Annotated in this window: 24 protein-coding genes and 4 pseudogenes; 18 read left to right on the top strand and 10 right to left on the bottom strand. The window is 23.9% G+C overall.

Features of this window, described 5'->3' with window-relative positions; translation table 4 throughout:
- Positions 1-33 precede the first annotated feature (33 nt).
- Positions 34-393 (top strand): annotated as a pseudogene (locus AAHM78_RS07685) (IS256 family transposase); the annotation flags it as partial.
- A gap of 157 nt (positions 394-550) precedes the next feature.
- Here the strand turns inward: AAHM78_RS07685 and AAHM78_RS07680 are convergent.
- Positions 551-1,156: a hypothetical protein gene (locus AAHM78_RS07680; RefSeq protein ID WP_342254872.1), complete on the bottom strand. Its 606-nt coding sequence runs from the start codon at positions 1,154-1,156 to the stop codon at positions 551-553.
- Here AAHM78_RS07680 and AAHM78_RS07675 point away from each other — a divergent pair.
- Complete coding sequence (locus AAHM78_RS07675; RefSeq protein ID WP_342254871.1) at positions 1,156-1,977, top strand: IS1595 family transposase; 822 nt, start codon at positions 1,156-1,158, stop codon at positions 1,975-1,977. The genes AAHM78_RS07680 and AAHM78_RS07675 overlap by 1 nt on opposite strands.
- Here AAHM78_RS07675 and AAHM78_RS07670 read toward each other — a convergent pair.
- Positions 1,974-2,300, bottom strand: coding sequence for a hypothetical protein (locus tag AAHM78_RS07670; protein ID WP_342254870.1), 327 nt, complete (start codon positions 2,298-2,300; stop codon positions 1,974-1,976). The genes AAHM78_RS07675 and AAHM78_RS07670 overlap by 4 nt on opposite strands.
- 300 nt (positions 2,301-2,600) lie before the next feature.
- Between AAHM78_RS07670 and AAHM78_RS07665 the strand changes: the two genes are divergently transcribed.
- The 7 genes from AAHM78_RS07665 to AAHM78_RS07635 all read left to right on the top strand — a co-directional run bounded on the left by AAHM78_RS07665 (position 2,601) and on the right by AAHM78_RS07635 (position 5,640).
- Complete coding sequence (locus tag AAHM78_RS07665) at positions 2,601-2,993, top strand: transposase family protein (RefSeq protein WP_342254869.1); 393 nt, start codon at positions 2,601-2,603, stop codon at positions 2,991-2,993.
- 50 nt (positions 2,994-3,043) lie between these two features.
- Entirely contained in the window at positions 3,044-3,418 is a 375-nt protein-coding gene (locus AAHM78_RS07660) for a transposase family protein (RefSeq protein ID WP_342255094.1), read from the top strand.
- A 357-nt stretch (positions 3,419-3,775) separates the two neighbouring features.
- Entirely contained in the window at positions 3,776-3,997 is a 222-nt protein-coding gene (locus AAHM78_RS07655; protein ID WP_342254868.1) for a transposase, read from the top strand.
- A gap of 98 nt (positions 3,998-4,095) precedes the next feature.
- A complete protein-coding gene (locus tag AAHM78_RS07650) occupies positions 4,096-4,251 on the top strand; it encodes a hypothetical protein (protein ID WP_342254866.1) in 156 nt (51 codons plus the stop codon).
- Between the two features lie 295 nt (positions 4,252-4,546).
- Positions 4,547-4,768, top strand: a complete 222-nt coding sequence (locus AAHM78_RS07645) for a transposase (RefSeq protein ID WP_342254867.1) — start codon at positions 4,547-4,549, stop codon at positions 4,766-4,768.
- 98 nt (positions 4,769-4,866) lie between these two features.
- On the top strand, positions 4,867-5,022 hold the full coding sequence (locus AAHM78_RS07640) for a hypothetical protein (RefSeq protein WP_342254866.1): 156 nt from the start codon (positions 4,867-4,869) through the stop codon (positions 5,020-5,022).
- A gap of 42 nt (positions 5,023-5,064) precedes the next feature.
- Entirely contained in the window at positions 5,065-5,640 is a 576-nt protein-coding gene (locus AAHM78_RS07635; protein WP_342254865.1) for a DDE-type integrase/transposase/recombinase, read from the top strand.
- An 18-nt stretch (positions 5,641-5,658) separates the two neighbouring features.
- On the opposite strand, the gene AAHM78_RS07630 is transcribed toward AAHM78_RS07635, so the two are convergent.
- Entirely contained in the window at positions 5,659-6,618 is a 960-nt protein-coding gene (locus AAHM78_RS07630; RefSeq protein WP_342252847.1) for an IS1595 family transposase, read from the bottom strand.
- Positions 6,619-6,698: 80 nt separating this feature from the next.
- On the opposite strand from AAHM78_RS07630, the pseudogene AAHM78_RS16905 reads away from it, so the two are divergent.
- The 6 genes and pseudogenes from AAHM78_RS16905 to AAHM78_RS07605 form a co-directional block, all read left to right on the top strand.
- Positions 6,699-6,803: pseudogene (locus AAHM78_RS16905) on the top strand (IS3 family transposase); the annotation flags it as partial.
- A gap of 12 nt (positions 6,804-6,815) precedes the next feature.
- Positions 6,816-7,328, top strand: a complete 513-nt coding sequence (locus AAHM78_RS07625) for a ParA family protein (protein WP_342254864.1) — start codon at positions 6,816-6,818, stop codon at positions 7,326-7,328.
- 1 nt (position 7,329) lies between these two features.
- Positions 7,330-7,614: a hypothetical protein gene (locus tag AAHM78_RS07620; RefSeq protein ID WP_342254544.1), complete on the top strand. Its 285-nt coding sequence runs from the start codon at positions 7,330-7,332 to the stop codon at positions 7,612-7,614.
- A gap of 248 nt (positions 7,615-7,862) precedes the next feature.
- Positions 7,863-8,063, top strand: coding sequence for a hypothetical protein (locus AAHM78_RS07615; RefSeq protein ID WP_342254863.1), 201 nt, complete (start codon positions 7,863-7,865; stop codon positions 8,061-8,063).
- 43 nt (positions 8,064-8,106) lie between these two features.
- Positions 8,107-9,066 (top strand): IS1595 family transposase, encoded by a 960-nt coding sequence (locus AAHM78_RS07610; RefSeq protein ID WP_342254862.1) that lies wholly within the window; start codon positions 8,107-8,109, stop codon positions 9,064-9,066.
- A gap of 104 nt (positions 9,067-9,170) precedes the next feature.
- Positions 9,171-10,409 carry an IS256 family transposase gene (locus AAHM78_RS07605; RefSeq protein ID WP_342255044.1) on the top strand — a complete coding sequence of 413 codons (1,239 nt, stop codon included), beginning with the start codon at positions 9,171-9,173 and terminating at the stop codon, positions 10,407-10,409.
- A gap of 658 nt (positions 10,410-11,067) precedes the next feature.
- Here the strand turns inward: AAHM78_RS07605 and AAHM78_RS07600 are convergent.
- The 6 genes and pseudogenes from AAHM78_RS07600 to AAHM78_RS16900 all read right to left on the bottom strand — a co-directional run bounded on the left by AAHM78_RS07600 (position 11,068) and on the right by AAHM78_RS16900 (position 15,423).
- On the bottom strand, positions 11,068-12,306 hold the full coding sequence (locus AAHM78_RS07600) for an IS256 family transposase (RefSeq protein WP_342255093.1): 1,239 nt from the start codon (positions 12,304-12,306) through the stop codon (positions 11,068-11,070).
- A gap of 57 nt (positions 12,307-12,363) precedes the next feature.
- On the bottom strand, positions 12,364-12,660 hold the full coding sequence (locus AAHM78_RS07595) for a hypothetical protein (RefSeq protein ID WP_342254861.1): 297 nt from the start codon (positions 12,658-12,660) through the stop codon (positions 12,364-12,366).
- Positions 12,661-13,088: 428 nt separating this feature from the next.
- Positions 13,089-13,547, bottom strand: a complete 459-nt coding sequence (locus AAHM78_RS07590; protein WP_342254860.1) for a hypothetical protein — start codon at positions 13,545-13,547, stop codon at positions 13,089-13,091.
- A complete protein-coding gene (locus AAHM78_RS07585) occupies positions 13,507-13,866 on the bottom strand; it encodes an IS1/IS1595 family N-terminal zinc-binding domain-containing protein (RefSeq protein ID WP_342254859.1) in 360 nt (119 codons plus the stop codon). Before AAHM78_RS07585 ends, AAHM78_RS07590 begins: the two co-directional genes overlap by 41 nt.
- Positions 13,867-14,128: 262 nt before the next feature.
- Positions 14,129-14,419 carry a helix-turn-helix domain-containing protein gene (locus tag AAHM78_RS07580; protein WP_342254858.1) on the bottom strand — a complete coding sequence of 97 codons (291 nt, stop codon included), beginning with the start codon at positions 14,417-14,419 and terminating at the stop codon, positions 14,129-14,131.
- Positions 14,420-14,477: 58 nt separating this feature from the next.
- Positions 14,478-15,423: pseudogene (locus tag AAHM78_RS16900) on the bottom strand (IS30 family transposase).
- Between the two features lie 87 nt (positions 15,424-15,510).
- Between AAHM78_RS16900 and AAHM78_RS16895 the strand changes: the two are divergent.
- Positions 15,511-15,861: pseudogene (locus AAHM78_RS16895) on the top strand (IS30 family transposase); the annotation flags it as partial.
- A gap of 60 nt (positions 15,862-15,921) precedes the next feature.
- Here the strand turns inward: AAHM78_RS16895 and AAHM78_RS07565 are convergent.
- Positions 15,922-16,053, bottom strand: coding sequence for a hypothetical protein (locus AAHM78_RS07565; protein ID WP_342254855.1), 132 nt, complete (start codon positions 16,051-16,053; stop codon positions 15,922-15,924).
- Positions 16,054-16,120: 67 nt separating this feature from the next.
- Here AAHM78_RS07565 and AAHM78_RS07560 point away from each other — a divergent pair, with 67 nt between their 5' ends.
- Together AAHM78_RS07560 and AAHM78_RS07555 are read left to right on the top strand one after the other, a co-directional pair.
- Positions 16,121-17,575, top strand: a complete 1,455-nt coding sequence (locus tag AAHM78_RS07560; protein WP_342254854.1) for an IS1595 family transposase — start codon at positions 16,121-16,123, stop codon at positions 17,573-17,575.
- A 193-nt stretch (positions 17,576-17,768) separates the two neighbouring features.
- Entirely contained in the window at positions 17,769-18,029 is a 261-nt protein-coding gene (locus tag AAHM78_RS07555; RefSeq protein WP_342252970.1) for a hypothetical protein, read from the top strand.
- Positions 18,030-18,126: the final 97 nt, after the last annotated feature.

Genomic DNA, 18,126 nt, shown 5'->3' with positions numbered 1-18,126 from the left:
TATATAAGTGTCCTTTTTAATTTTACAATTAAAGAAGGTAAAAAAGATGTTTTAGGTTTATGAATTAGTGAAAATGAAGGTTCTAAATTTTGATTATCTAATTTTACAGAAATGAAAAATCGAGGCTTAAATGATATTCTTATTGCTTGTAGTGATAATTTAACAGGCATGTCAGAAGCAATACAATCAGTTTATCCTAAAACCGAACATCAATTATGCATAGTTCATCAAATTAGAAATAGTTTAAAATATGTTTCATACAAACATCGAAAATCTCTAGTTACAGATTTAAAACCAATTTATAGTGCATGTAGTGAAGAACAAGCAATGCAAGCTTTAGAATCGTTTGAAAATAAATGAAATAAACAATATCCTCAAATTACTAAACATTACCTATTAATAATAAAAAATGCCAATTAAAGGCATTTTTATTTAAAATAATTTCTAAAATAAACTTAAGATTAAAAAATCTATACATTTTTATTATAAAATATTAATATATAAAATTCAATAAAAATTACTTATATATAAAATAAGTAATTTTTTTATTTTATAAATTATTATAACTATAATCTCAATTTAATGAAGCATTATCATAATTTAATGGTACTTCACTCATATCATCACTACCATAATTACTTGCATTATCATTTACTAATCTTGCTTGTTCATTTGTAAATGCTGTTTCTTGCATTTCTTCAATATGATTTGTAGTTTCCATAGGTAGTAAATTATGGATTATTTCACTTGCACCCGCAACAATAGTTGGAACTGCATAAGCATTATTAAAATTATTATTAATACCCATAGCAACACCACTACTAATCAAACAACCACCAGTAGCCATATTTGCTATTTTACGTATAGTTTCAAATTTACTTGGTATTAATTCAGTAATTCCAGCAACTAAATTTGCAATACCATATGAGTTAAGACTAATAAATGTATCTCAATCCATTAAATGATTATCATTATTATTAGTAGTACTTAATAATAAATCTGGTGGGAATGGGTCAATAGTAGTAGTTATTGGACTTTCAGTTGGATTATGATTAATATCTGCATTAGTAAATTTAGCATAATTCACCAATCCAATTGTTCCTAAACCTAAAATAATTTTCGGACTTCTCCCCACATGTACTTGTGGAGGAAACAATGAAATTGAATGAGTTCAACAATATATTTCAAACAGAAAAAGATTGTTTGAAATATATAGCAAGTTTGAAGGAAAACAAATGTATGAGGTGTTCTTGAACAAATTTGAATACTTCTGATTTAAGAAGAATAAGATGTTTGAAATGTCATCAAACATTTAGTATTCTTCATGACACCATTTTTTACAAGTCACAAACACCTTTGACATCTTGGTTTTATCTCATCTTTAGATGAATAAACACCAAACATGGAATTCCATCAACTGATGTTGCAAAAGAATTGGGAGTAACTTTGAAAACTGCTTGAAGAATGGGTCATAAAATCCGAAGTGCAATTGCAAAACAAGAACCTCAATTCATTGTTGAGGGCATAGTGCAAATGGATGAAATGTATCTTTCACATATGGGTTTTAAAAAACAAGGAAGATCCTTAAAAAATAAAACTTTGATTGTTGGGATTTATGAAAAAACAACCAATAATTTAATTGTGAAAGTGTTGAAAAATGCAAATCAAAAAAATCTTTTGCAATTTGCAAGAAACCACATTTCTTCAAAGTGTGATGTACATACTGATTCTTGAAAAGGATATCGCCATTTTAAATCAGTTTTCACTAAGCATGAAACAGTTAACCATCAAGATGGTTATGTTTCAAAAACTAGTGTAAACATAAACCAGATTGAATCGGCATGAAAGCACATCAGACGAACATTTAAAACACATATCAAAGTTGAAAAACATCATGTTCATTTATACGCAAAAGAATCGGCATATAAATTCAACAATATACCTAGTTTTGAAACTGTAATGTTATGTTTGATTTAAAAATGTGGGGAGAAGTCCGTAGATAGGCTTTTCTCAGCATTTATGTGATAAAATTTAAAAATAGTACATAAAGGGAGAAAAGCCATAATTTTTTTAGAACTATTTAATAATTTAGTTTTATAAGATGGTCTTTGATTTAAATTTCAAATATCAATTCCTAATTTTTTACTAAATAACAAAGCATTTATTGAACCTAATACTCGATTTCCTATTAACTGACCATAGTAGGCAGAAGTGCCTATCATTGCTGATAATGGACTTATTCCCATTCTTATTAATTTTAATAAAGTATAATTTGATTGTGAATTTTCTGTATTTGGCATTTTCTATTCTCCTTTTATAAATTTAAATTTCATATGTCCAATAGTATCTCTATTATTACCAACTATAATTAAATATCCAGTTTGATTATTTTCTAAAATTCATGAATAAAAAATATCTTGTGGATATAATTTTGGATATAAATTTAATGCTAATAAATAACATAAAGCATCTTCTTTATTTTTTAATAATTCTACTGTTCGACATTTTATTTCTTTAGGACTTTTTTCATTAGACTTGGTGCAAAACCTTTAATTTTAACAATTTAACGATTATTATTAATATTAAAGGTGATAGTTATTATGTTGAAAAAATATAAAGATGATCAAGAATTTTATAGTTTAGTCGGCATAAAGCCACAAACATTTTATAAAATGCTTGAAATTTTAAAAATTGCTGAGTCTAAACAAAAATATTATGGTGGTAGAAAAAATAAAATTGTAATTGAAGAGCGTTTATTAATGACTTTAGAATATTGAAAAGACTATAGTAGTTATAGAGTTATTGCAAAAAGATATAATATTAGTCATACTAGTTGCATTCGTAATATTTTTTGAATTGAAAATATTTTAATAAAAAGCGGAATTTTTAATTTACCTGGAAAAAAAGATTTAACAAAAAATAAAGGTACTAATAATAATTTGTTAGCTATTGATGCTACTGAAACTCCAATTGAAAGCCTTAAAAAAAACTAAAATTACTTTTTTCAGGTAAAAAGAAACATCATTCTCTCAAATCCCAAATAATTATTGATATTTCCAATGGAAAAATTATTTCAACTGCTTTTTGTTTTGGAAGCATTCATGATTTTAAATTGCTTCTAAAATCTAAAACTTTTATTCATCCAGAAAAACAAGTTTTTGTTGATTCAGGTTATCAAGGTATACAAAATATTCATAAAAATACATTTTTGCCATTTAAAAAAAGTAAATACAATCAATTAACACCAATTCAAAAAGAATACAATAAAACTTTAAGTAAAATTAGAATTAAAATTGAACACGTATTGGCTAAACTAAAACGTTTTAAAATTTTAATTTTAAAATATCGCAATAAAATATGAAGATTTGCATTAAGATTTAATTTAATAGCAGGAATATATAATTTTGAATTACCTTAGTTTTGCACCAAGTCTAATGACAGAATTTATGTATATATTTAATTAATTCTATTAAAAATAAAAATTTAAACACTAGAAAGTTTAAACCTGAATATATTTAATAATTAATAACTTTATTATCTTTAAATCAAAGATTATCAAATCAAGTTATTGAATCTTCAAAAAAAGGAAAAATAAGGTATGATCAGTTAACAATTTTATCTATTAAAAATATTAGCGAGGAAGAAATTATTTTTGATAATGAATAAGAAAGAAAAACTTATAAATCCATGAAAGAGTCTTGGATAGGTTACACTTTATTGGACACTAATTACGTAGACAAGCGAACAAATTAGTTAAAAGAAAGGAACTATAATTATGGCCAATATTAACTCATATACCGACGCATTTAAGAAACAAATAGTAGCTTTATATCAAAGTGGTAAGTCAGTGTCTTGTCTTGCTAAAGAGTACAATGTTACAAGAGCAGCTACTTATAATTGAATTAAGCAATTTACTAATTCAGGTAGTTTTAAATCTAAAGATAATCGTTCTGTTGAAGAAAATGAATTAATTAAATTAAGAAAAGAATTAAAATAGTTACGAATGGAAAATGATATTTTAAAGCAAGCAGCACTAATAATAGGCAGAAAATAGAGATTATTATCAATAATAAATGTAAATATAACATTCGTACAATGTGTCGTTTTTTAAAGCTCTCTAAATCAACATATTATTTTAATTTCAAGAAAAAAGAAAAAAATCAAAATAATATGTATGATGAAGCTGTTATTAGTGCTTTTAAAGAAAATAAAGAAATTTATGGCACAAGAAGATTAAAAGTCATATTATAAAACCAAGAAATTTATTTATCAAGACGAAAAATTAAAGAAATTATGAATAAACATAATTTAATATCAAAATACACTAAATTAAGACACAAAAATCATCATAATAAAGTCAATGATAGTCAAATAACTAATCTTGTTAATAGAAACTTTAAGAATGGGATTAAAAATGAAGTTATTGTTAGTGATTTAACTTATGTTCAAGTAAATGGTAAGTGAAACTATTGGATAGGTTACACTTTATTGGACACTAGTTACGTAGACAAGTGAACAAATTAGTTAAAAGAAAGGAACTATAATTATGGCCAATATTAACTCATATACCGACAAATTTAAGAAACAAATAGTAGCTTTATATCAAAGTGGTAAGTCAGTGTCTTGTCTTGCTAAAGAATACAATGTTACAAGAGCAGCTACTTATAATTGAATTAAGCAATTTACTAATTCAGGTAGTTTTAAATCTAAAGATAATCGTTCTGTTGAAGAAAATGAATTAATTAAATTAAGAAAAGAATTAAAATAGTTACGAATGGAAAATGATATTTTAAAGCAAGCAGCACTAATAATAGGCAGAAAATAGAGATTATTATCAATAATAAATGTAAATATAAAATTCGTACAATGTGTCGTTTTTTAAAGCTCTCTAAATCAACATATTATTTTAATTTCAAGAAAAAAGAAAAAAATCAAAATAATATGTATGATGAAGCTGTTATTAGTGCTTTTAAAGAAAATAAAGAAATTTATGGCACAAGAAGATTAAAAGTCATATTATAAAACCAAGAAATTTATTTATCAAGACGAAAAATTAAAGAAATTATGAATAAACATAATTTAATATCAAAATACACTAAATTAAGACACAAAAATCATCATAATAAAGTCAATGATAGTCAAATAACTAATCTTGTTAATAGAAACTTTAAGAATAGGATTAAAAATGAAGTTATTGTTAGTGATTTAACTTATGTTCAAGTAAATGGTAAGTGAAACTATATTTGTTTATTAATAGACCTATTTAACCGCGAAATTATTGGACATAGTGTAGGCACTAAAAAAGATGCATCATTAGTATATGAAGCATTTATGCAATCAAATCGCTGTTTAAAAGATATTCAAATATTTCATAGCGATCGAGGTAATGAATTTAATAATAAAATTATTGATAAACTTTTACTAGCATTCAATATTACTCGCTCTTTAAGCAAAAAAGGATATCCTTATGACAATGCTGTTGCTGAAGCAACTTTTAAAACTTTCAAAACAGAATTTATTAATGATAAAAATTTTAGATCATTAATCCAATTAAAATTAGAATTATTTTTTAATTTTCAAAAAAACTCTTGATGAAATAAAAAAAATCATCAACCTGGCCTAAAATTTGATTTTATTTAATTTTGGGATTTATTTTTTTTACAAACTGAAATATAATGCTTCAGATTTTGCATAAGGTGATATTTTATAATGTTGGTATTTAAATTTTCATAAATTGAGGTAATTTTGAATATTGGTAAATCCAATGCCATGATAATGAGTAATAAATTCTTTTAAACTTGATTGTATTTTACTGATATTACTTAAATTTTTATAATTTAATTCTTTATTTTCTTTTGATTTAAATTTCTTGAGAGTACATTTTGTTTGTTTAGCTACTGTATCATATAGTATTTGCATATCACAAACTATAATTGATTTTTCTTCGATAAGCTTAGATGTTAAATTTTCTTGTACTCATTTTTTTGTTAATCTTTTAGTATTTGTTGTTTGAGCATAAATATTTTTATTTTCATCAATTGCCATTTCAATACAACAGTTTAAATCTTTAGCATTTTCTTCAATTCATTTTTTTCTTGGATCATCTGGATTTTTGAAATTTCCTTTGTGAATTTCTTTGATAAAAGTTTCATCAATTTCAATTCTACCTTTTAATTTTGTGAATGGTTTTTGTGTTTTGGCTAATTGTGATGATTTCATAAATTTTTGACGATTAAATCATGCTGATGTTTTTGAAATTTTAGCAAATTGAGAAATAGTATAAGCAGATTGACCTAACAATGACAATCAAATTATTCAATCTCATTGTTCATGAGATAAATGACTTCAATGTAAAAAATGATTTCTTAAAGCATCAAAGCTACTTTTACAATCTTTGCATAAATATTTTTGCTTATTATTCTTAAAACCATTTTTTACACATCAATAAGATTTACAATTTGGACATTGAATTCCTTTTTCTTTAAATTTTTTATCAATTGCATCTAATTTTTCTTTTTTCTCAATTTGTTTAATTCTATTTTTAAAATGTCTAATAATTTTTATAAATTCTTCATCTTTTTTGTTTTTTAAAACATCAATTAATTCATTATTAGTCACAAAAAATCACCCCTGATATAAAAATATTACTTTTAATTTAAAATTAAAAGTAATATCAAGATTTTTTGTGAAAATTAAAAGAATTATTTGATTACATCAATTGATACAACAACATAAGAATCCACAGCACTTTAAACTACTTAACTCCAGTTAATTATCAAAAACAAATGTCTACCAAAAAATAGTCCTAAAAAGGGTTGCCATTCCAAACAAATACTTTTGTAACTGCAATGAGTATGGGAGAATTAATATTGAAAAATAATTTAAGTAAAATGAAAGATATTTTAGCAAATAAAATAGATTATATATTTTTTGATTCTTTTCCTTCTATGAATAAAATTTTATTAAATGTTTTATTGGCAAGTGATGAAATAATTATTCCGATTGAACCACACAAATTTAGTTATGAAGGATATAAAACAATTAAAGAACCATATGATAATGCAATTAAAACTTTAAACCAATTTGGTTTGAATTTAAAAAATAATATGAATTATTTTGTTATTAACAAAGTTCAAAAAAATAAAACTCATAATGCTGTAATCGAATCTATTATGAATAGTGAAATTGGTGGAAATATTTTAAAGACTAAGATACCTTTATCAACGGTTAAACAAAAAGAAACTATGCTTATGAAATTTAATTCTATCACAGATAAAAATCCAATTGGATTTTTAACAAATGAATTAATTGAAAAGGGAGTGTTATAATATGTCTGAAAAAAAGAGTAAATTATTCGAAAGTATACAAAAAAGTATTGATTCTGTTGATAAAGGCTTTGTTAAAAGCGATGAAATTGAACCAAACACAAAGGTTACGAAAAATGATATTTATAATATAGAATTAAATAAAAAAATTGTTAAAACAATTTCAATTGACCAAAAAACTCAAAATATGTTAAATGAACTTAAAGAAAATAATTACAAAGTTAATTTATCTCAATTAGTTCGTCGTGAAGTTTTTGAAATATATAAAGAACTTATTTCTAAGAAATAAATAAAATTATTTAATTTTATTTATTAATATTTATTATTAAAACTACTTAATAAAAAAAGAACCGAATGGTTCTAAATATTTACCCGGTTTGGCTACCAGGCAAGACATCACACATTACTGCTTTGCCATATCCGTACAGAAAGTGAAATTTTTGTACATTTAAATTATACCATTGTAGTATAAAAAAGTAAATAATTACTTATATTTATGGTAAATTGCATATAAATGTAAAAATAAAAGGTTTTAAGATGACACAAATTATTTATAAAAGTATGCATGTATATGTTTTACATCGTTCTGATGAATTAGATCACAAATATGGTAGACCTGCAATTTTATTAAGATTTAAAATTAAATATTCTTTAATTTGATGTGGTACTACTAAATTAGATTTAAAAAAACAAGAAAAACCTTTTAATTTTAACAAAAAATCTTGATATTACTTTTAATTTAAAATTAAAAGTAATATTTTTATATCAGGGGTGATTTTTTGTGACTAATAATGAATTAATTGATGTTTTAAAAAACAAAAAAGATGAAGAATTTATAAAAATTATTAGACATTTTAAAAATAGAATTAAACAAATTGAGAAAAAAGAAAAATTAGATGCAGTTGATAAAAAATTTCAAGAAAAAGGAATTCAATGTCCAAATTGTAAATCTTATTGATGTGTAAAAAATGGTTTTAAGAATAATAAGCAAAAATATTTATGCAAAGATTGTAAAAGTAGCTTTGATGCTTTAAGAAATAATTTTTTACATTGAAGTCATTTATCTCATGAACAATGAGATTGAATAATTTGATTGTCATTGTTAGGTCAATCTGCTTATACTATTTCTCAATTTGCTAAAATTTCAAAAACATCAGCATGATTTAATCGTCAAAAATTTATGAAATCATCACAATTAGCAAAAACACAAAAACCATTCACAAAATTAAAAGGTAGAATTGAAATTGATGAAACTTTTATCAAAGAAATTCATAAAGGAAATTTCAAAAATCCAGATGATCCAAGAAAAAAATGAATTGAAGAAAATGCTAAAGATTTAAACTGTTGTATTGAAATGGCAATTGATGAAAATAAAAATATTTATGCTCAAACAACAAATACTAAAAGATTAACAAAAAAATGAGTACAAGAAAATTTAAAATCTAAGCTTATTGAAGAAAAATCAATTATAGTTTGTGATATGCAAATACTATATGATACAGTAGCTAAACAAACAAAATGTACTCTCAAGAAATTTAAATCAAAAGAAAATAAAGAATTAAATTATAAAAATTTAAGTAATATCAGTAAAATACAATCAAGTTTAAAAGAATTTATTACTCATTATCATGGCATTGGATTTACCAATATTCAAAATTACCTCAATTTATGAAAATTTAAATACCAACATTATAAAATATCACCTTATGCAAAATCCGAAGCATTATATTTCAGTTTGTAAAAAAAATAAAGGTAATGTTTAGTAATCTGTGTAACTTACAAAAATAACTATGTTTAATTAATTCTAGTAAATATAATTAAATGACCAGAAAGAGTGAGTTACAAATGGTTAAAAAACAAAACATTAATAATAATGATCCAATATCACAAGCAGTAGATTTATTACTAGAAAATACTGAAGATTTAACAACAGTTTTTAAAGAAGGAGGTTTATATAAAGAATTAACAAAAAGATTAGTGGAAAAAATGTTGAATTCTGAAATGCAAAATTATTTAGGATATGAAAAAAATCAACATAGTAATAGTGAAAATGCTCGTAATGGCATAACTTCAAAAAAATTAATAACTCAAGAAGGTAAAATTGAAATTGATGTACCACGAGATCGTAATAGTAATTTTACTCCTGTAATAGTGCCAAAAAGACAAAGAAGATTTGATGGTTTTGATCAAAAAGTTCTTTCACTATATGCAAAAGGTATGACAGTATCTGACATTAGAATGCAGTTGCAAGAGTTATATCATGGTGCAGATATTAGTGAAAGTGTTATTAGTCAAATTACTGATGATGTTATTGATGATGTCAAAGCATGGCAAAATAGACCATTAGAAGGTATTTATCCGATTGTTTATTTTGATTGTATAGTAGTTAAAGTACGACAAGATAAACGGATTATTAACAAATCAGTTTATATAGCACTAGGAGTTGATTTAGAAGGTAAAAAAGATGTTTTAGGTTTATGAATTAGTGAAAATGAAGGTTCTAAATTTTGATTATCTAATTTTACAGAAATGAAAAATCGAGGCTTAAATGATATTCTTATTGCTTGTAGTGATAATTTAACAGGCATGTCAGAAGCAATACAATCGGTTTATCCTAAAACCGAACATCAATTATGCATAGTTCATCAAATTAGAAATAGTTTAAAATATGTTTCATACAAACATCGAAAATCTCTAGTTACAGATTTAAAACCAATTTATAGTGCATGTAGTGAAGAACAAGCAATGCAAGCTTTAGAATCGTTTGAAAATAAATGAAATAAACAATATCCTCAAATGACTAAATCTTGATATAAAAATTGAGATAATTTAATGATTTTTATTAGTTATCCTCCAGAAATCAAAAAAGTAATTTATACTACAAATGCTATTGAATCTGTTAATAGTCAATTACGAAAAGTTATTAGAAATAAAAAAGTTTTTCCTAACGATATGGCGGTTTTCAAAATATTTTACTTAGCAATTGAAAATATAACAAAAAAATGAACAATGCCTATTCAAAATTGAAATACAGCAATTGCTCATTTTATGATAAAATTTGAAGACAGAATTAATCTAAACTAGTACCTTGTAAAACAAAGATACACAGATTACATAAAAGCCTCAAAATAAATCCCAAAATTAAATAAAATCAAATTTTAGGCCAGGTTGATGATTTTTTTTATTTCATCAAGAGTTTTTTTGAAAATTAAAAGAAAAACCTTTAACAATTTTAATAAATAATAAAAAAACTTATTTTTATTCAAGTGGTATTGAAAGAGTAGAAACTAAATTTTTAAAAATTGCTTGGGTTAATTTTAAAACATATAATGCTTATAAATTATCATCTAATGAACAACAACAGTTAATCTCCAAATTTGTTAGTTTTACCTTAGAACAAGATCCATATGCAATAATTCAAGAATTAGTAAAAGAAAATCAGGAACTTAAACAGCGAATTTGTATGCAAGCTTTGAAGTTAAAAAATCGTAATCGTGGATAATTTTTATATTTGGTTAAGTGAATTTTCAAATTAAGTATATTAAAAATTAATTGTATAAATATTGTAAAATTAGTATTACTTATTAATGTATTAGTTATGATAATCGCATAAAAATAATCATAGAAAGAATTAAAAAGAAAATGTTTAAAAAAATAAAAATACCTTTTTATTACATATGAATCATGCTATTTGAAAATACGAGGCTTTTATGTAATCTGTGTATCTTTGTTTTACAAGGTACTAGTTTAGATTAATTCTGTCTTCAAATTTTATCATAAAATGAGCAATTGCTGTATTTCAATTTTGAATAGGCATGGTTCATTTTTTTGTTATATTTTCAATTGCTAAGTAAAATATTTTGAAAACTGCCATATCGTTAGGAAAAACTTTTTTATTTCTAATAACTTTTCGTAATTGACTATTAACAGATTCAATAGCATTTGTAGTATAAATCACTTTTTTGATTTCTGGAGGATAACTAATAAAAATCATTAAATTATCTCAATTTTTATATCAAGATTTAGCAATTTGAGGATAGTGTTTATTTCATTTACTTTCAAATGATTCTAAAGCTTGCATTGCTTGTTCTTCACTACATGCATTATAAATTGGCTTTAAATCTGTAACTAGTGATTTTCGATGTTTGTATGAAACATATTTTAAACTATTTCTGATTTGATGAACTATACATAATTGATGTTCAGTTTTAGGATAAACTGATTGTATTGCTTCTGACATGCCTGTTAAGTTGTCACTACAAGTAATAAGAATATCATTTAAACCACGATTTTTCATTTCTGTGAAATTTGCTAATCAAAATTTAGCGCCTTCATTTTCACTAATTCATAAACCTAAAACATCTTTTTTACCTTCTAAATCAACACCTAAAGCTATATAAACTGATTTGTTAATAATCCGTTTATCTTGTCGTACTTTAACTACTATACAATCAAAATAAACAATGGGATAAATACCTTCTAATGGTCTATTTTGTCATGCTTTGACATCATCAATAACATCATCAGTAATTTGACTAATAACACTTTCACTAATATCTGCACCACGATATAACTCTTGTAACTGCATTCTAATATCTGATAATTTCATACCTTTTGCATATAAGGAAAGAACTTGTTGATCAAAACCATCAAATCTTCTCTGTCTTTTTGGCACTATTACAGGAGTAAAATTACTATTACGATCTCGTGGTACATCAATTTCAATTTTACCTTCTTGAGTTATTAATTTTTTTGAAGTTATGCCATTACGAGCATTTTCACTATTACTATGTTGATTTTTTTCATATCCTAAATAATTTTGCATTTCAGAATTCAACATTTTTTCCACTAATCTTTTTGTTAATTCTTTATATAAACCTCCTTCTTTAAAAACTGTTGTTAAATCTTCAGTATTTTCTAGTAATAAATCTACTGCTTGTGATATTGGATCATTATTATTAATTTTTTGTTTTTTAACCATTTGTAACTCACTCTTTCTAGTCATTTAATTATATTTACTAGAATTAATTAAACATAGTTATTTTTGTAAGTTACACAGATTACTAAACATTACCTCAACAAATGCTCACAAGTATAGTTTTTGATTATTAATTTTAAATTCACTAATATCTAAAGCAATTTTTTCTAATGGTTTATTAACGTTAAAACTAATGGTATTATTAGCTTGCTTTAACAAATTAGGTGCTATAAATTTATGTTCTGCTTTTAATTTTGATTTTTTTCCATAAGTTCCTTGTTTATGAATTGTTTTTAAACCTAACCTTTTCATTGCTGAAAGTGCTTTTTTTCTACCGATTTTTAAAATGGCAGACATTCGTTTATGACCATATTCTTGTTGACAACCATAATCTTTATCATCATCATAAAAGATTAAATTTATTACTTGGTCGTAACTATCATCAAACTTTGGTTTTCATTCTGGACATCCACTGATCTTTCATTTGCGATATCCTTCATTACAAATTTTTTTTTAATTTTCAAAAAAACTCTTGATGAAATAAAAAAAATCATCAACCTGGCCTAAAATTTGATTTTATTTAATTTTGGGATTTATTTTTTTTACAAACTGAAATATAATGCTTCAGATTTTGCATAAGGTGATATTTTATAATGTTGGTATTTAAATTTTCATAAATTGAGGTAATTTTGAATATTGGTAAATCCAATGCCATGATAATGAGTAATAAATTCTTTTAAACTTGATTGTATTTTACTGATATTACTTAAATTTTTATAATTTAATTATTTATTTTCTTTTGATTTAAATTTCTTGAGAGTACATTTTGTTTGTTTAGCTACTGTATCATATAGTATTTGCATATCACAAACTATAATTGATTTTTCTTCGATAAGCTTAGATGTTAAATTTTCTTGTACTCATTTTTTTGTTAATCTTTTAGTATTTGTTGTTTGAGCATAAATATTTTTATTTTCATCAATTGCCATTTCAATACAACAGTTTAAATCTTCAGCATTTTCTTCAATTCATTTTTTTCTTGGATCATCTGGATTTTTGAAATTTCCTTTATGAATTTCTTTGATAAAAGTTTCATCAATTTCAATTCTACCTTTTAATTTTGTGAATGGTTTTTGTGTTTTTGCTAATTGTGATGATTTCATAAATTTTTGACGATTAAATCATGCTGATGTTTTTGAAATTTTAGCAAATTGAGAAATAGTATAAGCAGATTGACCTAACAATGACAATCAAATTATTCAATCTCATTGTTCATGAGATAAATGACTTCAATGTAAAAAAATGATTTCTTAAAGCATCAAAGCTACTTTTACAATCTTTGCATAAATATTTTTGCTTATTATTCTTAAAACCATTTTTTACACATCAATAAGATTTACAATTTGGACATTGAATTCCTTTTTCTTTAAATGTTTTATCAATTGCATCTAATTTTTCTTTTTTCTCAATTTGTTTAATTCTATTTTTAAAATGTCTAATAATTTTTATAAATTCTTCATCTTTTTTGTTTTTTAAAACATCAATTAATTCATTATTAGTCACAAAAAATCACCCCTGATATAAAAATATTACTTTTACTTTTAAATTAAAAGTAATATCAAGATTTTTTGTGAAAATTAAAAGAAATTTGTAATAAATTTAACAGAAAAGATTTTTTAAGTCCTTTTTCAGAATAAATTTTAACAATTTTATAACATTCATAAAGATAGGGTTTAAAGTGAAATGGTTTATTTTTTAGGTTGTTTTGGTTTTGCTTGTGGTTTTTTCAATTTTGACTGCGGTATAGATAAGACTTTTCCAATATTTAAATTTTAGTTTGTAGTAATAATAATTCGTTTTCAACGCGTTTTTCATATTGTTTTAATGATTCCTTTGCTCTTTTCTTAAAATCTCTACTCACAGCATTTACCTCTTGTTTTTTAATTTTACTTCTTATCGAAACTAAACCTTTTTCACCTTGTAAATATCATTTTTGTATTCAAATATAAATTATCTTTCTGCTAATTTTATTTTCTTTACTTAATGTTGTAGCAGATTTACCAGCAAAATATTGTTCTATGACTTTTAATTTTAATTCCTTATTATATCTTGTCATAAAAAAGGTCTCCTTACTAAGTTAAAACCTGAGTTGTAAATATAAATGGGACAGTTTTTTAAAATAATTGTATTAAATCTATTGGTCTTTTATAAGAGAGCGATTTTCTGGGTGTAGAATTAATTTGAAATGCTATAAAATTTAAATCTTTTTGTTTATATGAAGATAGATCTGTAGATTTTGGTAAATATCTTCTTAAAATACCATTATTATTTTCATTTAAACCCCTTTGGCAAGGTTTACCAGGATCTGCAAAATAAATTTTGACATTACAAATTTTTTCGATTAATCTTCATTTACTAAATTCTTTACCACGATCAAAAGTAATGGTTTTAACTGTTCCTTTTTGTAACTTTGAAATAAATTTTATTATACTTTTCGTAATATTTTCTGATTTATGATTTTTAGTTACTAAAGGAATTGTGGTTTTTGATCATATATCAGCCAAAGTAATAATAGAACTTTTATGATCTTTGCCAATGATAGTATCACCTTCTAAATGACCAAATTCTTGTATATTTTTAATATTAGGAATGATTAAATTTCTTTCATGAATAGACTTACAATTATTAATTTTGCCCCTAGTTTCTTTTTGTTTGTGAGATTTATTTTTGCCTTTTCTCAATAAGTTATTTTCATCAAAACTCATTCGATTTGTTTTAAACATGTTATATAAAGTTTTTGGTTGAAATACTTTTTATTTTATTTTCCTTTAAAAAGTTAGCAATTATATCAAGATCATACTTTTTAGTAATTAACAAATGATTAATACTATTAATTTCTGTTAAAGTTAAAATTATTAATTTTCTGCCTGCATTTTGTTTATTTTTTTGAAATTGATTCAATATTTCTAATGGCAATAAGTTTTTATTTAATAATCTACAAACTCTATGTACAGTTGATTTACTATAATCAACAATTTTTGCTATTTTACGAATCGAAAATCCATAATTTTTATATTCTTTTATTGCTATTATTGATTCAATACTCAGATACTTATACATTGCGCTAATTCCTTTCTTTTCTTAATTATAGACCTAACACAATTTAATTTTTATATAAGTGTCCTTTTTAATTTTACAATTAAAGTAACTAAAAATCATAAATCAGAAAATATTACGAAAAGTATAATAAAATTTATTTAAAAGTTACAAAAAGGAACAGTTAAAACCATTACTTTTGATCGTGGTAAAGAATTTAGTAAATGAAGATTAATCGAAAAAATTTGTAATGTCAAAATTTATTTTGCAGATCCTGGTAAACCTTGCCAAAGGGGTTTAAATGAAAATAATAATGGTATTTTAAGAAGATATTTACCAAAATCTACAGATCTATCTTCATATAAACAAAAAGATTTAAATTTTATAGCATTTCAAATTAATTCTACACCCAGAAAATCGCTCTCTTATAAAAGACCAATAGATTTAATACAATTATTTTAAAAAACTGTCCCATTTATATTTACAACTCAGGTAATCTGTGTATCTTTGTTTTACAAGGTACTAGTTTAGATTAATTCTGTCTTCAAATTTTATCATAAAATGAGCAATTGCTGTATTTCAATTTTGAATAGGCGTTGTTCATTTTTTTGTTATATTTTCAATTGCTAAGTAAAATATTTTTTTAATTTTCACAAAAAATCTTGATATTACTTTTAATTTAAAATTAAAAGTAATGTTTTTATATCAGGGGTGATTTTTTGTGACTAATAATGAATTAATTGATGTTTTAAAAAACAAAAAAGATGAAGAATTTATAAAAATTATTAGACATTTTAAAAATAGAATTAAACAAATTGAGAAAAAAGAAAAATTAGATGCAGTTGATAAAAAATTTCAAGAAAAAGGAATTCAATGTCCAAATTGTAAATCTTATTGATGTGTAAAAAATGGTTTTAAGAATAATAAGCAAAAATATTTATGCAAAGATTGTAAAAGTAGCTTTGATGCTTTAAGAAATCATTTTTTACATTGAAGTCATTTATCTCATGAACAATGAGATTGAATAATTTGATTGTCATTGTTAGGTCAATCTGCTTATACTATTTCTCAATTTGCTAAAATTTCAAAAACATCAGCATGATTTAATCGTCAAAAATTTATGAAATCATCACAATTAGCAAAAACACAAAAACCATTCACAAAATTAAAAGGTAGAATTGAAATTGATGAAACTTTTATCAAAGAAATTCATAAAGGAAATTTCAAAAATCCAGATGATCCAAGAAAAAAATGAATTGAAGAAAATGCTAAAGATTTAAACTGTTGTATTGAAATGGCAATTGATGAAAATAAAAATACGGACTTCTCCCCACATGTACTTGTGGAGGAAACAATGAAATTGAATGAGTTCAACAATATATTTCAAACAGAAAAAGATTGTTTGAAATATATAGCAAGTTTGAAGGAAAACAAATGTATGAGGTGTTCTTGAACAAATTTGAATACTTCTGATTTAAGAAGAATAAGATGTTTGAAATGTCATCAAACATTTAGTATTCTTCATGACACCATTTTTTACAAGTCACAAACACCTTTGACATCTTGGTTTTATCTCATCTTTAGATGAATAAACACCAAACATGGAATTCCATCAACTGATGTTGCAAAAGAATTGGGAGTAACTTTGAAAACTGCTTGAAGAATGGGTCATAAAATCCGAAGTGCAATTGCAAAACAAGAACCTCAATTCATTGTTGAGGGCATAGTGCAAATGGATGAAATGTATCTTTCACATATGGGTTTTAAAAAACAAGGAAGATCCTTAAAAAATAAAACTTTGATTGTTGGGATTTATGAAAAAACAACCAATAATTTAATTGTGAAAGTGTTTAAAAATGCAAATCAAAAAAATCTTTTGCAATTTGCAAGAAACCACATTTCTTCAAAGTGTGATGTACATACTGATTCTTGAAAAGGATATCGCCATTTTAAATCAGTTTTCACTAAGCATGAAACAGTTAACCATCAAGATGGCTATGTTTCAAAAACTGGTGTAAACATAAACCAGATTGAATCGGCATGAAAGCACATCAGACGAACATTTAAAACACATATCAAAGTTGAAAAACATCATGTTCATTTATACGCAAAAGAATCGGCATATAAATTCAACAATATACCTGGTTTTGAAACTGTAATGTTATGTTTGATTTAAAAATGTGGGGAGAAGTCCGTAGATAGGCTTTTCTCAGCATTTATGTGATAAAATTTAAAAATAGTACATAAAGGGAGAAAAGCCTAAAAATATTTATGCTCAAACAACAAATACTAAAAGATTAACAAAAAAATGAGTACAAGAAAATTTAACATCTAAGCTTATCGAAGAAAAATCAATTATAGTTTGTGATATGCAAATACTATATGATACAGTAGCTAAACAAACAAAATGTACTCTCAAGAAATTTAAATCAAAAGAAAATAAAGAATTAAATTATAAAAATTTAAGTAATATCAGTAAAATACAATCAAGTTTAAAAGAATTTATTACTCATTATCATGGCATTGGATTTACCAATATTCAAAATTACCTCAATTTATGAAAATTTAAATACCAACATTATAAAATATCACCTTATGCAAAATCTGAAGCATTATATTTCAGTTTGTAAAAAAAATAAATCCCAAAATTAAATAAAATCAAATTTTAGGCCAGGTTGATGATTTTTTTTATTTCATCAAGAGTTTTTTTGAAAATTAAAAGTAATT

The sequence above is a fragment of the Spiroplasma endosymbiont of Zeiraphera isertana genome (assembly GCF_964030805.1).
GTDB lineage: Bacteria > Bacillota_I > Bacilli_A > Mycoplasmatales > VBWQ01 > Spiroplasma_E.
Note: the sequence above shows the minus strand (reverse complement) of the source record. Positions and strands in the feature narration are given on the sequence as shown.